At 43.7% G+C, this 16,828-nt stretch carries 19 protein-coding genes; 16 read left to right on the top strand and 3 right to left on the bottom strand.

Annotation, left to right across the window (positions count from 1 at the left end; translation table 11 throughout):
- Positions 1 to 313: 313 nt before the first annotated feature.
- The 11 genes from PseudUWO311_RS01905 to PseudUWO311_RS01855 all read left to right on the top strand — a co-directional run bounded on the left by PseudUWO311_RS01905 (position 314) and on the right by PseudUWO311_RS01855 (position 10,479).
- Positions 314 to 1,792, top strand: a complete 1,479-nt coding sequence (locus tag PseudUWO311_RS01905; RefSeq protein WP_142653411.1) for an amidase — start codon at positions 314 to 316, stop codon at positions 1,790 to 1,792.
- A gap of 363 nt (positions 1,793 to 2,155) precedes the next feature.
- Positions 2,156 to 2,554 carry a hypothetical protein gene (locus tag PseudUWO311_RS01900; RefSeq protein ID WP_142653410.1) on the top strand — a complete coding sequence of 133 codons (399 nt, stop codon included), beginning with the start codon at positions 2,156 to 2,158 and terminating at the stop codon, positions 2,552 to 2,554.
- Positions 2,555 to 2,814: 260 nt separating this feature from the next.
- Positions 2,815 to 3,279, top strand: a complete 465-nt coding sequence (locus PseudUWO311_RS01895; RefSeq protein ID WP_190303359.1) for a MarR family winged helix-turn-helix transcriptional regulator — start codon at positions 2,815 to 2,817, stop codon at positions 3,277 to 3,279.
- A gap of 1 nt (position 3,280) precedes the next feature.
- Positions 3,281 to 4,183 carry a helix-turn-helix domain-containing protein gene (locus PseudUWO311_RS01890; protein WP_142653408.1) on the top strand — a complete coding sequence of 301 codons (903 nt, stop codon included), beginning with the start codon at positions 3,281 to 3,283 and terminating at the stop codon, positions 4,181 to 4,183.
- A 173-nt stretch (positions 4,184 to 4,356) separates the two neighbouring features.
- The gene (locus tag PseudUWO311_RS01885) at positions 4,357 to 5,421 is read left to right on the top strand and encodes an NmrA family NAD(P)-binding protein (protein WP_142653407.1); all 1,065 of its coding nucleotides are present in this window, start codon (positions 4,357 to 4,359) and stop codon (positions 5,419 to 5,421) included.
- Positions 5,422 to 5,471: 50 nt separating this feature from the next.
- On the top strand, positions 5,472 to 5,957 hold the full coding sequence (locus PseudUWO311_RS01880) for a tryptophan-rich sensory protein (RefSeq protein ID WP_142653406.1): 486 nt from the start codon (positions 5,472 to 5,474) through the stop codon (positions 5,955 to 5,957).
- Between the two features lie 71 nt (positions 5,958 to 6,028).
- Positions 6,029 to 6,499, top strand: a complete 471-nt coding sequence (locus PseudUWO311_RS01875; protein ID WP_142653405.1) for a methyltransferase family protein — start codon at positions 6,029 to 6,031, stop codon at positions 6,497 to 6,499.
- A 25-nt stretch (positions 6,500 to 6,524) separates the two neighbouring features.
- A complete protein-coding gene (locus tag PseudUWO311_RS01870) occupies positions 6,525 to 7,886 on the top strand; it encodes an SCP2 sterol-binding domain-containing protein (RefSeq protein ID WP_142653404.1) in 1,362 nt (453 codons plus the stop codon).
- A gap of 170 nt (positions 7,887 to 8,056) precedes the next feature.
- Positions 8,057 to 8,584: a hypothetical protein gene (locus PseudUWO311_RS01865; protein ID WP_142653403.1), complete on the top strand. Its 528-nt coding sequence runs from the start codon at positions 8,057 to 8,059 to the stop codon at positions 8,582 to 8,584.
- A 231-nt stretch (positions 8,585 to 8,815) separates the two neighbouring features.
- Positions 8,816 to 9,652: a helix-turn-helix transcriptional regulator gene (locus PseudUWO311_RS01860; RefSeq protein WP_142653402.1), complete on the top strand. Its 837-nt coding sequence runs from the start codon at positions 8,816 to 8,818 to the stop codon at positions 9,650 to 9,652.
- Positions 9,653 to 9,711: 59 nt separating this feature from the next.
- The gene (locus PseudUWO311_RS01855; RefSeq protein ID WP_142653401.1) at positions 9,712 to 10,479 is read left to right on the top strand and encodes a class I SAM-dependent methyltransferase; all 768 of its coding nucleotides are present in this window, start codon (positions 9,712 to 9,714) and stop codon (positions 10,477 to 10,479) included.
- A gap of 158 nt (positions 10,480 to 10,637) precedes the next feature.
- Here PseudUWO311_RS01855 and PseudUWO311_RS01850 read toward each other — a convergent pair whose 3' ends face one another.
- Positions 10,638 to 11,090, bottom strand: a complete 453-nt coding sequence (locus PseudUWO311_RS01850; protein WP_223807407.1) for a MarR family winged helix-turn-helix transcriptional regulator — start codon at positions 11,088 to 11,090, stop codon at positions 10,638 to 10,640.
- A complete protein-coding gene (locus tag PseudUWO311_RS01845) occupies positions 11,087 to 11,527 on the bottom strand; it encodes an EVE domain-containing protein (protein WP_142653400.1) in 441 nt (146 codons plus the stop codon). Before PseudUWO311_RS01845 ends, PseudUWO311_RS01850 begins: the two co-directional genes overlap by 4 nt.
- Positions 11,528 to 11,741: 214 nt before the next feature.
- Here PseudUWO311_RS01845 and PseudUWO311_RS01840 point away from each other — a divergent pair, with 214 nt between their 5' ends.
- The 4 genes from PseudUWO311_RS01840 (at position 11,742) to PseudUWO311_RS01825 (ending at position 14,836) form a co-directional block, all read left to right on the top strand.
- On the top strand, positions 11,742 to 12,230 hold the full coding sequence (locus tag PseudUWO311_RS01840) for an AAC(3)-I family aminoglycoside N-acetyltransferase (RefSeq protein ID WP_142653399.1): 489 nt from the start codon (positions 11,742 to 11,744) through the stop codon (positions 12,228 to 12,230).
- Between the two features lie 90 nt (positions 12,231 to 12,320).
- Positions 12,321 to 12,896 carry a TetR/AcrR family transcriptional regulator gene (locus PseudUWO311_RS01835; protein WP_142653398.1) on the top strand — a complete coding sequence of 192 codons (576 nt, stop codon included), beginning with the start codon at positions 12,321 to 12,323 and terminating at the stop codon, positions 12,894 to 12,896.
- 36 nt (positions 12,897 to 12,932) lie between these two features.
- Complete coding sequence (locus PseudUWO311_RS01830; RefSeq protein WP_142653397.1) at positions 12,933 to 14,114, top strand: HlyD family efflux transporter periplasmic adaptor subunit; 1,182 nt, start codon at positions 12,933 to 12,935, stop codon at positions 14,112 to 14,114.
- A gap of 20 nt (positions 14,115 to 14,134) precedes the next feature.
- The gene (locus PseudUWO311_RS01825; protein ID WP_142653396.1) at positions 14,135 to 14,836 is read left to right on the top strand and encodes a GNAT family N-acetyltransferase; all 702 of its coding nucleotides are present in this window, start codon (positions 14,135 to 14,137) and stop codon (positions 14,834 to 14,836) included.
- Here the strand turns inward: PseudUWO311_RS01825 and PseudUWO311_RS01820 are convergent.
- Positions 14,809 to 15,429: a TetR/AcrR family transcriptional regulator gene (locus PseudUWO311_RS01820; protein ID WP_142653395.1), complete on the bottom strand. Its 621-nt coding sequence runs from the start codon at positions 15,427 to 15,429 to the stop codon at positions 14,809 to 14,811. The genes PseudUWO311_RS01825 and PseudUWO311_RS01820 overlap by 28 nt on opposite strands.
- A 132-nt stretch (positions 15,430 to 15,561) precedes the next feature.
- Between PseudUWO311_RS01820 and PseudUWO311_RS01815 the strand changes: the two genes are divergently transcribed.
- Positions 15,562 to 16,821, top strand: a complete 1,260-nt coding sequence (locus tag PseudUWO311_RS01815) for a glycosyltransferase (RefSeq protein WP_142653394.1) — start codon at positions 15,562 to 15,564, stop codon at positions 16,819 to 16,821.
- Positions 16,822 to 16,828 lie beyond the last annotated feature (7 nt).

Raw genomic sequence — 16,828 nt, 5'->3', positions numbered from 1 at the left:
GCGATCGCACTTGACTTATACCAAAACACGTAATAAAGACGACAGATGATTATTGCAAAAATGCACGTAAAAACTAAACCAACCTAGAATATGAGGATTTTATATGTCGTCCTACCTAAGTGATTTGGTATTAAAGTAGAAATCTGCGGTACTTCATACTAAGTAAAGTAACTATACCGCAATTGCGTTAAGCTGTTGTGCAGCTCAAGATGTCTGTGGGGGCTACATCTTCAAGCTACTGGTGAGGCATTTGGTGGTAAGTTGGTGCTGCTGGTTAATGCTTGACTAAGCCCGATCTCAATGTGATATAGCTATGAACGATCTGATTTTTTTCTCAGCTTGTGAACTTGCCCAGATGATCCGTGATCGTCAAGTGTTGGCGGTTGAGGTACTTGATGCTCAGTTAGCGCAAATCGCAAAACACAATTCTCAACTCAACGCGATTTGTACCTTAGATGCAGATCGTGCTCACCAACGTGCCAAGCAAGCAGATGAGGCATTGGCGCGAGGTGAAAACTGGGGAGCACTGCACGGGATCTCTATGACAGTGAAAGACGTTTTTGAAACCGTCGGGCTGCGAACCACTTCAGGATATAGACCGCTGAAAGACTACATTCCTCAGCAAGATGCAACGGTCGTTGGGCGATTAAAGGCAGCAGGCGCAATTATTTTAGGGAAATCGAATTTGGCAAGACTAGCAGGTGATTTCCAAAGCACCAATAGTCTTTTCCCACGGGTGAATAATCCTTGGAATCTGGATTATACATCGGGGGGTAGTTCAGGCGGAAGTGCTGCTGCGATCGCTACAGGATTATCGCCACTGGAATTAGGTAACGATTTTGGGGGGTCGATGCGCCAACCCGCCCACTTTTGTGGTGTGTACAGTTTAAAGCCTACCGATCGCCGCGTTTCCACGAGAGGGCATATTCCAGAAGTGCCTGGGATGCCCAAATGTATTCGTCAAATGATGACCGTGGGATGCTTTGCGCGATCAGTTGAGGATTTGCGATTATGCTTTTCTCTGATTGCAGGTGCCGATCCCCTACAGCCAGACGTACCGCCCGTTCCGCTCGATACACCATCCGAAAAATCCTTATCCAGTCTCCGCATTGCTTGGATGAATGGACTGGATGAAATTCCTGTCGCTTTAGAAATTCAGGAAGCGATTCAATCAGTTGCTCAGACACTTTCTCAAACAGGTGCAGAGGTTCAACATTGGATACCAAAAAATCTTGATTTAGCAGGTATGTTTCAAATCTGCAATCAAGTCACAGCGTTTAATAACGTCTATGCTCAACCCTCGGATTGGGAAATCGCACGCGGTGCTCTGCCTTTTATGTATCGAGAGGCGACTCAGGGTGAGAAATCGCTGAGAAAGTTGAGCAATTTGAGTCAGCTTTTTCCCATGTTATTGAATCCGAAGTTAAAAGATTATTTTGAGGCGCTGACAGAGCGAGATCTCTTCATTGTCCAAATGGATCAAGCCCTTGAGCCTTGGGATGTATGGCTGTGTCCAGTATCAGCAACTTCAGCTTTTACTCATCGTCCCACGGGAACAGCAATTGAAATTGATGGCAGAAAGGTGCCTTATGGTCTAGCATCTGGCGGTTATACTATGCCATTTGCTTTCACAGGGCATCCTGTCGTCGTGATTCCAATCGGGAAAACTCAATCAGGATTGCCGATTGGGATGCAGATTGTGGGAAAGCGGTGGCGAGAGATGGAATTGCTGGCGATCGCTCAGCGGATCGATCAAGTTGTCGGTAGATTCCAACGCCCTCCTGGTTATTGAACAATTGCCATTAGCAAAGACGGAACGTTATGTCAAACCGATACGCCCATTAAAGTCATCTGTTTCTATCTGGAATTAAGCAAGCAAAATGGTTGGCTTCGTTGTTTAGTTCCGAAAGTTGTTGGCGATCGTAAAGATTTATAATCAATAAGCGATCACAATACTGCAAACCCTTTAGCAGATAGATTGTTAATGCGATCGCCTAGAACTCGCGACTCACAGTGATAGCGATCGGCTTTAGGAGATAGATGTTGATGCGATCGCGTTTGAATTAGACTAGAACCTGTGGTAAATATCCTTGAATATTCAAATTAAAGATTAGTTGCTTGATAAGTCATATTTAACCATCATCCAAATCGCAAAATGAATATCTCTAAGTACATAGGGAAACAATTAATCTTCGTTGAGGCAGGTAAAATGTGCCTCGCAACGCTTATTCAAGCCGAATATGGAACGGATAGCTTTAGCGCAGTTTTTAGCGCATCAAAATCCCCCTCTCTTTCGTGTAATCTGCAACGAATTCGATATGCTGATGAAGATGCTGTGAGTTCTTGGTCTGAATCGGCAATTTTTGGAGAGCATTGGGAAGTTTTAGTAAAAACTAGCGAATTTGATTATGAACAAGATTATTGGCAAGCGAGCTTTCTGTGGGGAGGTGGCTTCCGAATCTTTCTTGCTCAAAAATTTGTCGAACGTTTCATTTCGCACGATGTCTCTTGGCTTGAGGAATTCTTTAACCAAGATGATGAATCTGAGGAGTAAGAAGAGATTTAACGTTTTCACTGTATATCTTCTTACCCAAGCTAGATCGCCTAGAAATCATGACTCACGGTAATAGCGATCGCCTTTAGAAGATGGATTATAAAACGCTCTTTAGGGGATTGTAATGCAATCCAACGCACCCAAACATTACTTAGTGCGGATCTTTTGTTTGTTGCTACCTACTAGAACACCCTTCAAGGCGAAATTTTTAAGCGCAAATGGTACTTGACAAGAACATATTATATGTATATACATATAATATGAGTAATTCAACTGCAAAGCCTAAACTTGCGATCGCGAATCAAGTACCCATAACCTGTATGGGGCTTCATGTTCGCAGAGCATCGCGGATTATGTCGCAACTGTATGATGCCGCATTTCGTCCAGTCGGCTTAGTGCAAACGCAATTTACTTTATTGGTCGCGGTTCACTTGTTAGAGCCTGTAGCGATTACTCAGTTGGCTCAAGAGTTGTTTACAGATCAAACCACCATCACTCGCAACATCAAGTTGTTAGAGAATCGTGGATTGGTCGCTTTCACTCTAGGCGAAGATCGGCGAATCAAGCTAGCATCTTTGACGATTGATGGAAAATCAGTTCTGGAGCAAGCTCTGCCTTTATGGGAACAAGCCCAAACCGATGTAAGACAGCATCTTGGAGAACAGAAGTGGCAGGATTTGCTGTCTCTTTTGTCGGAGGTAAAAACTTTGAATCAAAGAAGCTGATATGTCTTCCTCTGATGTACTAAATCTTGATTATAGAGAAGAAACGGATACTTCGCATCCTATTCCACCATTATTATCCAGTCAAGGAGCAGGTTGGGATTGTCTACATCTTTCTTATTATCAAGTGCCTGCTGACTATAGTCTTCCTGAAAACCGCGCTCCTCATCATCTAATTTGTATTAATTACAGCGATTCGTTGATATCTGGACAATTAACCGTAGAAGGAAAACCAACAAGCATTAAGGCTGTTCCCAGAGGCATTGGTATCTATCCTGCCAACCTGACATTCCAAGAGTTTTGGAGTGCAGAAGCATCTTCCTTTCTCGATCTTTATTTAGAACCAACTCTTTTAGAACAAACAGGAGTAGAACTTTTTGGCAAAACTGATATTGAACTGGTTCCAAATCTGGAATATGGTTTAGATCCGCTAATTTATCAAATTGCTATGGCTCTTAAAACCGCTTTAGAAGTCGATCGCTCTGGCAGTAAATTGTATGCTGACGTAATGAAAACTGCATTGGTTGCTCGTCTGATTTCACAATACTCGGCTCATCGCCCTATTATCAAAAATCATTCTGGCGGATTAACAAAGCATCAACTCAAGCAAGTGACTAGTTATATCCATGAGTATTTCGATCGAGACTTAAGTTTGGCAGAGCTAGCGAATTTAGTACAGTTGAGTCCCTATCATTTCTCTCGATTATTCAAACGCTCGACTGGTCTATCCCCACATAAATTTCTGTTGCATTGTCGGATCGAACGTGTCAAACAACTCTTGCGGGAGAGAGAGTTAAGTATTGCTGAAATAGCTTGTGTGGTTGGGTTTTCCAGTCAGGGACACCTAAACTATCATTTCAAACGCTTGGTTGGTTCTACGCCAACGGCATTCTTGCAGCAACTTTAGCAAGAATTTGGAAAATTAGAGCAAAAACTTGGAATACTTCGATCCGTTTCTTCTTTAAGAATAGGCGAATGCATTTTGTCTTTGAGAATTTTGCATTAGAGCCAAGTCATCTCGTTGATAAAAATTTTATCTCCCAAAAAACATAGCAGTAGTTCATAACTGTGGAGGTTTTAATGATTCTGGTTAATCATCGCCCTAAGATTTTAGTCACTGGAGCTACGGGCAAAACGGGTAGGGCTGTGGTAGCTCAACTGTTGGAAAAAGGATTTCCCGTAAGGGCGATCGTCCGTTCCCATGATGCAAGGAGCCAACGACTTGATCGCCTCGGTGCGGAAACTGTCGTCGCCGATATGTACGATGTCGATCAGATGGCGGCAGCGATGCAGGGAACAGTGCGAGCCTATTACTGTCCGCCGATGCAGCCCTTAATGATCCAGAGTGCGGCAGTGTTTGTGACTGCGGCAAAAGCGGTAAAACTGGAAGCGATCGTGGGACTCAGCCAATGGACGGCAAGTGCCAACCATCCATCCCTGCATACGCGCCAATTGTGGCTAGTGGAACAAATGTTGGCTGCCATTCCTGGCATCGCCTATGTGAATCTCAATCCTGGGTATTTTGTCGATAACTATCTACGGCTGATTGACTTCGCATCGTTACTAGGACTCTTTCCCATCTTGACTGGGCATAGCCGCAATGCCCCTCCATCTAACGAAGATATCGCTCGCGTTGCCGTTGCGCTATTGATGAACCCCGATCGCTATGCAGGCAAGCGCTTTCGTCCAACTGGTTCCAAACTCATGTCCGCCTACGATATGGCTGGGATCATCCGCAAAGTGCTGGGTAGCCCTGTCTTTGCCTTTGACTTGCCTTGGTGGATGTTTGAACGGGCGGCTCGCTTACAGGGTGTCTCGGCGTTTGAAGTGGGCAGTTTGCGCTACTACGTTGAAGACCATAAGCAAGGTGCATTTGAGTTTGGTGCGCCCAATCATGTGGTTGAGGAAGTTACGGGAAAACCTCCAGAGGATTTTGAAACAATCGTTCGGCGCTATGCTTCGATGCCCTTTGCTCGCAAGACCTTTGCTAATCGCTTACGCGCATTTATACAATTTAATCTTGTTCCCTTTACCCCAGGATATAACCTAAATGGGTTCGAGCGGCAGCACTTCCTTCCCGTCCAGTCCGATCCGCAGTTTGTAATCAGTAGCGATCGCTGGCAGTCCGAACACAGCTTACAGTAATCATCGCAACTAGTCATCCAGAGCTTTATCACCAAATTTAAGAGAAAATTATGACCCGCCCAATTAATGCAGTTCTGTGGGAGTTAATCATCGTCATCGTTGTGGCGATCGGATTCACCATACTCTGTAACGCCTTGATCGCTTTGACAGGAGTCGGAGTTGGTAAGTCCACTGAGGTAGTGCCACAGGGATGGGAATGGGTCGATCGCATTGTTGGCTTTGTATGGATCGGACTGTTGACTGCATTGAGTATTGCGTGGTGGTTACTCAGACAAGCAGAAGCGAATGGTATTGAAACTCCATCGCGTCTGTTACCGATCCTGTTTGCTGTCTGCTTACTTTATCCATTTACTTTTGGACTTACTCCTCTCAGTGGACTCATTGGGAATGTAGTTATAGGCGCTTTTGCTGCATGGGTTGCTTGGAAGGCTTCTAGTTTGTCAGCATTGGCAGCACTATTAATTACGCCGATCGCAATATGGCTGAGCATTGCCACTGTCTATCTATACCTTCTGCTTAGAGTTAATCAGAGTTAACAAACTGTAAAACAACAAGTCCAAAATCTCAATAAATTATTCACAAAATCACTAGAAAGAGTCAGCTTACCATGAACGAACAAATTGCAGATAAACCAGGAGTCATCGCTTTTCCACCCGCTCTCTATGGAGTTACCTTAGCGATCGGAGTGGGACTTAGTTTCTTTTTCCCAGTGAGATTTTTGCCCCTTTCAATATCTCTGCCTTTGGCGGCGTTAGTTTTGATTGCTGCGGGATGGTTCTCGACCTCCGCCTTTCGGACGATGACTCGCGCCCAAACGGCGATCGATCCTGAAAAACCAGCTACGGCGATCGTCTCCGATGGAGCTTTTCGTTTCAGTCGCAATCCACTCTATCTATCACTAATGCTGCTCTATATCGGTATCAGTTTGCTGCTCAATGCAGTCTGGGCATTCGCCCTATTGTTGCCGCTTTTGGCAGTAGTTCAACTTGGAGTGATTCAGCGCGAAGAGATTTACCTAGAGCGCAAATTTGGCGATGAATATCTCCGTTACAAAACCCAAGTACGTCGTTGGCTTTAATACTAGAAACTACAGGACTAATCCCATGACAAAATTTGATGACCATCCCACTGTGAAGCTTTTGCGATCGCAACAAAAATCTCAAGAGCAGAATTCTCAAAGTATAATTTCATCGGCGCTCGATCGCGATTGGTTGCGTTCGTTCTGCTTGGATTTGGGCGCTGATGATGTGGGTTTTGTGAGTATCAATCAACCCGAAATCGACGATCAACGGACAAAGCTATTACAGGCTTTTCCGCAAACAAAAAGTTTGATTAGTTTTGTCTGTCGCATGAATCGGGATAACGTTCGCAATCCCGCCCGCTCCGTCGCCAATGTGGAATTTCATCACACGGGAGAGGAAATTAATGAAATCGCTCGTAAAATTGTCAGAGAATTAGAAGATCGAGGGATAAGAGCGATCAATCCAGCGATGGGATTTCCGATGGAAGCCCAAGACTTTCTCAATGTCGGTAAAAATGTCTGGGTGGTTTCTCACAAACCGATCGCTGTCGCCGCAGGATTGGGACATATGGGCATTCATCGCAATGTGATTCATCCTAAATTTGGCAACTTCATTCTCTTGGGTACAGTGCTGATGGATGTGGAGGTGACGGAATACGATCGCCCCATTGATTACAATCCTTGCGTAGATTGCAAACTCTGTGTAGCTGCCTGTCCCGTGGGGGCGATCGCTTCGGATGGTAGCTTCAATTTTTCGGCTTGCTATACCCACAACTATCGCGAATTTTTAGGTGGCTTTAACGATTGGGCGAAGAATGTTGCTGAAAGTAAGTCGGCGAAAGACTACGAGCGCAAAGTGGGTGAAGAAGACTCGGCAACTATGTGGCAAAGTCTATCGTTTGGAGCTAACTACAAAGCAGCCTACTGCCTCGCCGCCTGTCCTGCGGGTGAAGATGTCATGGCTCCTTTTTTGCATAACCGTAAAGAATTTATTAAAGATGTCGTCAAACCCCTGCAAGATAAGGTCGAGACAGTATATGTCGTTCCCGGCTCTGATGCTGAAGCCCACGCGGTTAAACGCTTTCCCCACAAGCAGATCAAGTTAGTTCGCAATAGCCTAACGCCCATTTCCATCTCAGGCTTTAAGAATGGAGTATCCTTGACCTTTCAACCGAATCAAGCTAAAGGTCTCAACGCGACCTACCATTTTCTATTTACTGGGCAGGAATTCTCCCAGTTCACGATCAAAATCTCCAATCAAGTTTGTGAAGTTCAAGATGGACTGGTGGGTAAACCCGATCTGATCGTCAAGGCGGATAGTAAAACTTGGATTGCTTTTTTGCGAAAATATCAAAATATTGTTTTGGCAATTTTGACACGCAAAATCAGCGTCAAAGGCGATATTCGGTTACTGCTCAAATTCGGAAAATGCTTCCCATCTTAAGCTAAATTGTTCTTAATCCATAAAAGTGCGGCAATAATTTTATGGATTAAGAATCAAATCATTGGCGATCGCTCTATCAATCATGACTCGCGGTAATAGCGATCGCCTTTAGAAGAAAGCCTAAAATATTTAAGGAAAATCAACCGTAGTTTTTTAAAGAGAACCCAAGTATGACAAGTGAATCTTTTGAAGAAATGCTTACGGGAGGACATCCAAACTCTCTTGGTAGAACAATTGAAGTAGTTGACATGGTATTAGCTAATTCCACAAGACTTTTGGATTTATACAATTGTTATTTCAGTGCTGATGAAATTGTTCGACTTCGCACATCTAATGCCATCAAGAGAATATCCTTAGAAAATCCTGAATGGCTTATTCCGTATATTGATAAACTTATTTCTGAAATATCAAATATTAATCAGCCTTCAGCGCAATGGACTCTAGCCAATTTATTTCAGACTCTTGCAGTCTTTATGACAGAGACACAGAAAAACAAGGCAAAGAATATTCTTCAAAAAAATCTTGAAACTTATACTGATTGGATCGTTCTGAACAATACAATGGATACTTTAAGCAAATGGGCAAAAAATGACTCGATATTAAAAGAGTGGTTATTGCCACATTTAGAAAGATTAGCTCACGATCCCAGAAAATCAGTTTCGGGGCGAGCGAAGAAAATGAAGACCGCACTAATTTAATCCTAAACCAAGAATTTTGGATTAAGCTTCATTGCAATCTGTGTAACAATCCGATTGGATTCTGGCTGTATTGACATTGTTGGTGCGATCGCCTAAAAACCAAGACTTACAGTAATAGCGATCGCCTTTAGCAGATAGATTGTTAATGCGATCGCCTAGAAATTACAACTGACGGTAATAGCGATCGCAAAGTATGAGAAATTGATAAGTGAGCGCATTGTCAATAAGGCTATGAAAACGAAGGAAAACAAAACGAGATTTTTGTCTTTGGCAAAACTTGACAACCTTGAGATGTTAGTGGCTGAAAATATTGTCACCTCCTCTTCGCGCCATACCCACGAAACCTTAACCCTTGGCGTTATCGAACAAGGAACGGCATTACTTCATCACAGGGGGACATCTTATCCCATCTCGTCAGGTTCTATTATCGCGATCAATCCCGATGATGTCCACGCCTGTTATCCTGAAAATGTATTGAGTGGATATAGTCAACGAATTATGTATCCTAGTATTGCAATAGTGGAACAAGCTACCTATGAGATAACAGGAAAAGCGCAACAACTCCCACTTTTTCGGGAACCAATAATTCATGAGCCGAAAATCCTTCGACAGATTCAAAAACTATTTAGTGTCATAGAAACAGCATCAACAGTTCTAGAGCAAGAAACTCGTTTGATGCAGACACTTATTTATTTAATCAGTACCCAAGCTTCATGTAGCCAGATTCAATCGCTTGATGATGAGCCTAAAATCGTATCTCAGATTCGCGAGTATTTGGATGCAAATTATATTGAGAATCCTACACTTACTCAGCTTGCAGCTCTGACCTACATTAGTCCTTTTCATCTAAGCCGTATCTTTTCGCAGTCAGTAGGCTTACCTCCACATCTATATTTAATCCAAGTTCGAGTGTTACAAGCAAAAAAATTACTCTCTCAGGGATTAGCGATCGCGCAAGTTGCTCAAGAAGTTGGATTTTCCCATCAAAGCCATCTAAATCGTCATTTCAAAAAAATCGTAGGCGTTACACCTAAGCAATATCAAAACAGCAAGAACGTGCAAGATTAGTCGGGATTAATTAACTAGAGTGGAGATTACTTAATTCTGGCACTCATATTCAACGAATCATGGCTACTCATCAAGAATCTATCATCGATCAATTCACTCGTCAGGCGATTCCATTTACTCAATTATATGCTCACTCTAATCAAGAATCTTTAGACTTGCTCGTCGAAATGGCAGGAGTATCAGATCGAGACACAGTTCTAGATGTTGCTTGCGGGAGTGGAATTGTTGCTTGCGCTTTTGCGAAGGTTGCCGATCGCGTTACAGGAATTGACATTACACCAGCAATGCTAGAACAGGCTTCAGTTCTTGCCGCGCAAAAAGGCTTGAAAAATTTATCTTGGCAACAAGGGGATATTGAGAAATTACCATTTCCTGACGAAAGTTTTTCGATTGTGATGAGCCGTTATGCCTTTCATCATTTTTTGCAGCCAGATGTTGTGATGTCAGAGATGATGCGCGTGTGCCGTCGTGGTGGTCGAGTACTTGTTGCTGATGTGGCTTTACCACAAGAAAAGGTAGAGGCTTACGATCGCCTTGAAAAGCTCCGCGATCCTTCTCATACCCATGCTTTGACTCTAGAAGAATTTTCTCAATTAGTTGCTAACTATAATCTCCAAAATGTAAGTTGGAAATTCTATAAGGTCGAATTAGAGTTAGATCAACAACTAGCTGCTTCCTTCCCAAATTTAGGTGACAAAGATCGAATCCGCCAAATATTTCGAGATGATGTTGGCATTGACAATCTCGGTGTCGGAGCGCATTACCGAGGTAATGAAATCCAATATGTAGTTCCGATTGCAGCGATCGTTGGAGAAAAAATATCATAATAAAGAGTAGAAGCGATCGCATATAAATCACGACTCATAGTAATTGCGATCGCAATAACGCAAAACCTTGGCAGATAGATAATTGAGGCGATCTTTAGAATGGGTGTAGTCTAAAAACATGTCCAGATTACTAGATTTTCACTCAGTTTTCTCCCTACTTAATTTTCATCCAGTAGTTTCTTTAGTTCAATCAGTAAGTTATGTTGGGTACACTGACTAAAAAAATTCGCGTCCAAGCATTCAACTAGTGGTAGTGCCTGTTCGAGAATTGATTCTCCACTTAATGTCAGGTTCAGTATCTTTGCGCGTGTATCAGTAGGATGGGTAGCGCGTTGAATTAGTTCTTTAGCTTCAAGTTTTCGAGTAACTTGAGAGATCTGCATTACATCGATTTTACAGAATTGTGCTAGTTGTACCTGAGTCAACAAATCACCATTGCGAGTCAGCCAGCCAATTCCTGCTAACAAAACAAACTGTAAGTGAGTGATATCAATCTCTGCTAAAGTCATTTCAACTTGACGTTGCCACAAATGGACAACCTGCCATAGTAGGAAGCCCATACTGTCTTCTGGCATAGTGAATTGAGAGACTCTTTCCCAATTAATCGTCATAACCTCACTAAAGCCTCTACTTTCATTGCTTCTGCAATCCTTTGAAAGTCTGACTCAGGAATTTCAAGTAATCCAAATCGAAATACATAACCCCATGACTTCTTGTTCTTAATAAAGGTCAGATCGTCTAGTAATAGGCGGATTGGTACTTCTTCAACTTCGATAAATCGCACATCTCGCCGATGGGGTACAAAACCATTGCCCATGTCAAAGAGATAGGGTTCTCCATTTAGTATTTCACCTATCGCTGTAAATGATTGCACAATATTTCCACTGTTCATTGCTGTGCGAGGTGAGTAGTAGACGATCCAATCACCTGAACTCAAACGCTTTAGCGGACTGTGTTTGCCGTGGCAAAGTTGACAAAAGCCGCCCTGTACGCCTTTTAGAACGTGATCTTTTGAGGCAACACCAATCCAATAGCGAGGTTGTTTCATATTTTTGACCCCTAATTTCTAATCAATCATATCATAAACATATATATCATAAATACATTTATGATATCATGGGTGTGTTAGTGGATTTATTTGTTTAGATACTGCCTATAATCGCCTAAAAATTACGACTCACAGTTATAGTGATCGGCTTGAGGAGATAGATTGTTAATGCGATTAGGTTTTACTTAACACAATATCTGGAGTGATTTTCCCAATGACATCTTCTGAACTATTTAGCATTTGTCAGCTTTCCACCAATGAATTGGCACTTATGGAAGAATTATTGGGTGTCTTTGGTGAAGCTTTTGAGGAAGTTGATACCTATAGCTCATCTCGTCCAAGCGCTGGCTATCTTAAGCGTTTGCTAAGTAGCAATTATTTCATCGCCCTTGCAGCCTTAAAAAATGGAGCAGTAGTTGGAGGTCTTGCCGCTTACGAACTTCAGAAATTTGAACAAGAGCGAAGTGAAATTTATATTTACGATCTGGCTGTAGCAGCAGAGCATCGACGGGAAGGAATAGCCACGGCATTAATTCAGGAATTAAAGAAAATTGCTGTAGCGCGAGCAGCCTACGTTATTTTTGTACAAGCAGATCATGGAGATGACCCTGCGATCGCGCTCTATACAAGGCTTGGTGTACGTGAAGATGTGCTTCATTTCGACATTGCTGTTGACGATAATAGCTATCATCAAAAAATTTAATCTGGTAGTTGACACTAAACCGTCTGGACGGTATAGTTATTTTCAAGACAAGTCAATTGTCTTGAATTTTTAGTATTCGGACAGAAGGTTATGGCAGAGGCTTTAGAGGTAGGCAAGCGATCGCGATCGGCGACGCGAGAATCACTGCTCAATGCGGCGGGTGAAGTTGTTTTGCGCTCTGGGGCTGACGCTTTGACCCTTGATGCTGTGGCAAAAGAAGCTGGCGTAAGCAAAGGCGGATTGCTCTATCATTTCCCTAATAAAGAAGCTCTACTGACGAGTATGGTCGCAAACCTGATCGCCGAGTTTGAGCAATTATTAGAGATAGAACTCGTTCGAGAAGGCGATCTCACCGCCAAAGGTGCTTGGTTAAGGGCTTACATCAGGGCTGGAGATATATTCGATCGCCAGAATGCCGCAATACAGTCTGGATTGTTAGCGGCTGTCGCTAAGGATAGTAAACTCCTCCAACCATACCAAGAAGCTTCTATATGCTGGAATCAGCAAGCCTGCAATTGCGGTATTGCTCCACTCAAGGCGGGAATAATTCTCTTAGCTGCGGATGGACTTTCTTGGAATCAGTTACTAGGGCTTAACTGTATTTCTGATGAAGAGCGATCGCAAGTAATTGCCGAACTAATTCGCATGACCTATAGCGATGACTGAAGCTTGCTAAATTTCTTTGAAATGGATTAGTAAAATATGACATCTCACTCTTTTTTTAACTCCCGCCATCTTTGGCTTGGGGGAATTTTCCTTGCAACTCTAGCTACAGGAATTTCTATTTATAGCGTTGTCTCTTCGAGCAAGCCCAATATTACCAATAATACTTCAGCGATCGCTAGTGCACCTCTACCCGTAACGGCACTGGGGCGATTGGAACCAGAAGGAGAAGTCATGCGTTTAGCAGCTCCTGTCGCTCTAGATGGAGATCGCCTCAAGGAATTGCGCGTCCAAGTAGGCGATCGGGTGAAATCAGGTGAGATTATCGCTGTACTAGATGCTAGCGATCGCTTTGCTGATGAAATGGCGCAAGCTAAGGCTCAGGTGCAGATTGCTCAAGCAGAATTTGCAAGAGTTAGTGCTGGTGCGAAACAGTCGGAAATTCAAGCCCAAGAAGCAACAATCGTGCGCTTGCAAGCAGATTTGCGCGGTGGCGAGGCTGCCCAGTCTGCGACGATTTCCCGTTGGCAATCGGAAGTTCGTACTGCGGAGACAGAGTTGGCTCGGTTCCAACAACTCTATGCCCAAGGAGCAGTTTCTTCTTCGGTCTTAGATACTAAACGCCTCACTGCGGAAACAACTCGCGCTCAGTTACAGGAAGCTCTGAGCAACCGCGATCGCCTTGCTAATACCCTGCAAGCCCAAGTTCTTGAAGCAACTAGTACTCGCGATCGCATTGCCGAAGTTCGTCCTGTAGATATTGTCACCAAAGCTAGAGAAGTTGACAGTGCGATCGCTGCTCTCAAACGGGCAGAGACCAACCTCGCCCAAGCCTATATTCGTGCTCCTAGAGATGGACAAGTCCTCAAAATCCGCACGCGATTAGGGGAAAAGGTTAGCAATGACGGCATCGTCGAATTAGGCGCAACCGATCGCATGGTTGCTGTGCTAGAAATCTATCAAACGGAGATTGATCGCGTCAAAGTTGGACAATCGGCAACAATTACAGGGCAAGCATTTCAAGGCGAAGTAAAGGGTATTGTTTCTCAAGTTGGTTTACAAGTTGAACGTCAGCGACAAGCAACAAACCAAGCAGGAGAGAATCTCGATCGCCGCGTGATTGAGGTCAAGGTACGTTTAAGCCCAGAGGATAGCCGCCGCGTTGCAGCTTTTACCAACTTACAAGTTCAAGGCAAGATCCAGCTTTCATCCACAAATTAATATCATCAGGAGGTATATTTATGAATATTCTCAATGACAAAATGAATGTTAGGAATGAAGAGCCGCAAATCCTTTCTCTTCAACAATCTCAAATTTCTGTTGCTGCAAAAATGATGGCGACAACCTTCTTTCCCGATCCTCTATCTTGCTATCTTATGCCCAATGAAAGCGATCGCTTAGAAATCCTCGAAAAAGCTTGGAGCAAGACGATAAATCATGACATTCATTTAGGACATGTCTATTACAGTGGTCAAGAACATAGCGATACTTCGGCTTCGATGAACGCTCAACTATTAGGGATTGCCAGTTGGTTGCCTCCTAACGCTAAGTCACCTTCATTATTACAATCACTTCCCTTAATTTTTGAAATATTTCTACAGAGCGGTTTTCGTTCTACAAGCCGAGTACTTAACACCTTGACCAAAACGGAAGCCTATCGCCTGCGTGACTGTCCAACCCCGCACTGGTATCTGGATGGATTAGCTATATCACCGAACGCGCAAGGCAAAGGAATTGGCAATCTGCTATTGCAGCCTATTTTGCAGCAAGCCGATCGCCAAGGTGAGATTTGCTATCTCTTTACTTCCACCCCTCGCGCCGTCAAATTATATCAACGGCATGGATTTGTGGTGCGAGAGGAACTGCGAGTTCTCAACGATGCACCACCTTTATGGATGATGATGCGATCGCCAAATCACAGCGAGTTTGGACTCATCAAATAGGATGACAACATTCTCATAAGTTCTTGTTCGAGTTCGCCATTCTTGAGCAGATTTGGGCGATCGGCTATTGCATCATAGAGCAGGGCTTTGATTGTGCGGCTAATGATAAAAACTGTTATATCCAGATTTTGGGGTCGCAGTTGATCACGATGCAGAGCCAGAAATGCGTGCAACATTTGCTCAATTCTGGCATCATCTAGTTTTTGCATCTCCTCACTACGGGGAACCTGTTGATGCAGGATGCGATAGAGTTTAGGGTTCACCGCATAAGCCGCTAAAACCGCTTTGATAATCTGCTGAAGTACTTCTAGGATTGAGCGATCGCCTAGATCTTCTAGATGGTGTTGCGCTAACCGCTCCATCTCATTCGCATGATGCTCTCCCAAAGCATAAAGCAACGCCGCCTTATTGGGAAAGTATTGGTACAGTGAGCCAACACTCACACCTGCAAGTTCCGCGACTCGATTTGTATTGAATTTGTCGTATCCTTCTTCGGTCAAAATGCGAGTTGCGGCGATCAGAATAGAGCTAACAGTTGCTTGAGAACGCTCCTGTTTTGGCAGTTTACGCGGCTTTTGTAAGGGTTTGGTCATAGGTCACAAATATCAAAAAAAGTTCAAAAAAGGCGAGTTGTCAGGCACTCTAAAGTAGCTATAAAATATGAGCAATTACTCACATTATATCAGGCAAGTCTCTTGATTTGTTGTAAAAAGGAAGGATTGTTTATGCGAATTGCGATTATTTCTCTAGGAAGTCGAGGCGATGTTCAACCCTATATTGCTTTGGGTAAAGGATTGCAAAAAGCAGGGCACAACGTGCGAATGGCAACTCATGAAAACTTTGAATCCCTTGTCAGTTCGCATGGGCTGGAGTTTTTCCCCATGACTGGGAATGTACAGGAATTTATGGAAACTCCCAAGATGCGTGAGTTAACGGAAAAAGGGGATTTTCTGGCGATTAACGCGGAAGCGACAAAAGCAACTAAACGCGCTGCGATCGATTGGGCAAAAGACAGTTTGATAGCTTGTCAGGATGTGGATTTGCTGATTACAGGTGTAGGTGGCTTATTCCTCAGTCTTGCACTTGCCGAAAAGTTCCATCTACCATTGCTTCAAGCCTATATCTTTCCATTTACCCCCACTAAAGCCTTTCCTGCGATTCTATTTCCTAAATCATTAGCAAAACTCGGTAGTTATGTTAATTGGTTGTCCCATGTGCTATTTCGACAGATCATGTGGCAAGGAACCCGCCAAGGTGATGAACTAGCAAGAAAGCAAGTTTTGGAACTACCTGCTGCCCCGTTTTTAGGTACTTACAATTCCCCACATTTGCAGCGTTTTCCTGTTCTCTATGGGTTTAGTCCATCGATAATTAATCCACCCTCCGATTGGCAAAATACCCATGTCACTGGATATTGGTTATTAGATGAAGATCCCAATTGGACTCCATCCAAAGACTTGATGGATTTTTTACTTGAGGGAGCGCCACCTGTATTTGTGGGGTTTGGTAGCATGGGGAATCGTAACCCAGAGGCAACAGCCGATCTTGTTTTAAATGCGATCGCGATCGCAGGGCAACGCGCCATCTTGCAATCTGGTTGGGGCGGGTTGAGTAAGCGGGATTTGCCAGATACGGTCTTTATAGTGGATTCCATTCCCCATGCTTTTATCTTTCCCTATGTGGCGGCGGTAGTCCATCACGGTGGTGCTGGTACGACATCTGCGGCTCTTAGAGCAGGAGTTCCCAGCATTGTGATTCCCTTCTTTGGCGATCAACCATTTTGGGGTAATCGCATTGCTGAATTAGGCGGTGGAACTAAACCAATTCCCCGCAAAAAGCTGACTGCGGAAAATCTTGCAGAAGCCATACAAATGGCGGTCACAGATCGCTCAATGTGTGAAACAGCAGCCAATTTAGGCGAGAAAATTCGGGCTGAAAATGGAATTGCCAAGGCAGTCGCCATCGTCAACCAAATTGAATATTAAAAACTAC

It is taken from the genome of Pseudanabaena sp. UWO311 (genome assembly GCF_006937785.1).
Taxonomy (GTDB): Bacteria; Cyanobacteriota; Cyanobacteriia; order Pseudanabaenales; family Pseudanabaenaceae; genus Pseudanabaena.
The sequence above is the reverse complement of the archived record's forward strand: the minus strand, read 5'-3'. Positions and strand labels throughout refer to the sequence as shown.

Bases quoted from the DNA above. Each gene is read 5' to 3' on its own strand.
- PseudUWO311_RS01895 (WP_190303359.1), top strand. From the start codon at position 2,815: ATGAGTAATTCAACTGCAAAGCCTAAACTTGCGATCGCGAATCAAGTA.
- PseudUWO311_RS01845 (WP_142653400.1), bottom strand. From the start codon at position 11,527: ATGAAACAACCTCGCTATTGGATTGGTGTTGCCTCAAAAGATCACGTT.
- PseudUWO311_RS01820 (WP_142653395.1), bottom strand. From the start codon at position 15,429: ATGACCAAACCCTTACAAAAGCCGCGTAAACTGCCAAAACAGGAGCGT.
- PseudUWO311_RS01815 (WP_142653394.1), top strand. From the start codon at position 15,562: ATGCGAATTGCGATTATTTCTCTAGGAAGTCGAGGCGATGTTCAACCC.
- PseudUWO311_RS01825 (WP_142653396.1), top strand. From the start codon at position 14,135: ATGAATATTCTCAATGACAAAATGAATGTTAGGAATGAAGAGCCGCAA.
- PseudUWO311_RS01875 (WP_142653405.1), top strand. From the start codon at position 6,029: ATGAACGAACAAATTGCAGATAAACCAGGAGTCATCGCTTTTCCACCC.
- PseudUWO311_RS01840 (WP_142653399.1), top strand. From the start codon at position 11,742: ATGACATCTTCTGAACTATTTAGCATTTGTCAGCTTTCCACCAATGAA.
- PseudUWO311_RS01885 (WP_142653407.1), top strand. From the start codon at position 4,357: ATGATTCTGGTTAATCATCGCCCTAAGATTTTAGTCACTGGAGCTACG.
- PseudUWO311_RS01830 (WP_142653397.1), top strand. From the start codon at position 12,933: ATGACATCTCACTCTTTTTTTAACTCCCGCCATCTTTGGCTTGGGGGA.
- PseudUWO311_RS01865 (WP_142653403.1), top strand. From the start codon at position 8,057: ATGACAAGTGAATCTTTTGAAGAAATGCTTACGGGAGGACATCCAAAC.
- PseudUWO311_RS01900 (WP_142653410.1), top strand. From the start codon at position 2,156: ATGAATATCTCTAAGTACATAGGGAAACAATTAATCTTCGTTGAGGCA.
- PseudUWO311_RS01855 (WP_142653401.1), top strand. From the start codon at position 9,712: ATGGCTACTCATCAAGAATCTATCATCGATCAATTCACTCGTCAGGCG.
- PseudUWO311_RS01870 (WP_142653404.1), top strand. From the start codon at position 6,525: ATGACAAAATTTGATGACCATCCCACTGTGAAGCTTTTGCGATCGCAA.
- PseudUWO311_RS01835 (WP_142653398.1), top strand. From the start codon at position 12,321: ATGGCAGAGGCTTTAGAGGTAGGCAAGCGATCGCGATCGGCGACGCGA.
- PseudUWO311_RS01890 (WP_142653408.1), top strand. From the start codon at position 3,281: ATGTCTTCCTCTGATGTACTAAATCTTGATTATAGAGAAGAAACGGAT.
- PseudUWO311_RS01905 (WP_142653411.1), top strand. From the start codon at position 314: ATGAACGATCTGATTTTTTTCTCAGCTTGTGAACTTGCCCAGATGATC.
- PseudUWO311_RS01850 (WP_223807407.1), bottom strand. From the start codon at position 11,090: ATGACGATTAATTGGGAAAGAGTCTCTCAATTCACTATGCCAGAAGAC.
- PseudUWO311_RS01880 (WP_142653406.1), top strand. From the start codon at position 5,472: ATGACCCGCCCAATTAATGCAGTTCTGTGGGAGTTAATCATCGTCATC.
- PseudUWO311_RS01860 (WP_142653402.1), top strand. From the start codon at position 8,816: ATGAAAACGAAGGAAAACAAAACGAGATTTTTGTCTTTGGCAAAACTT.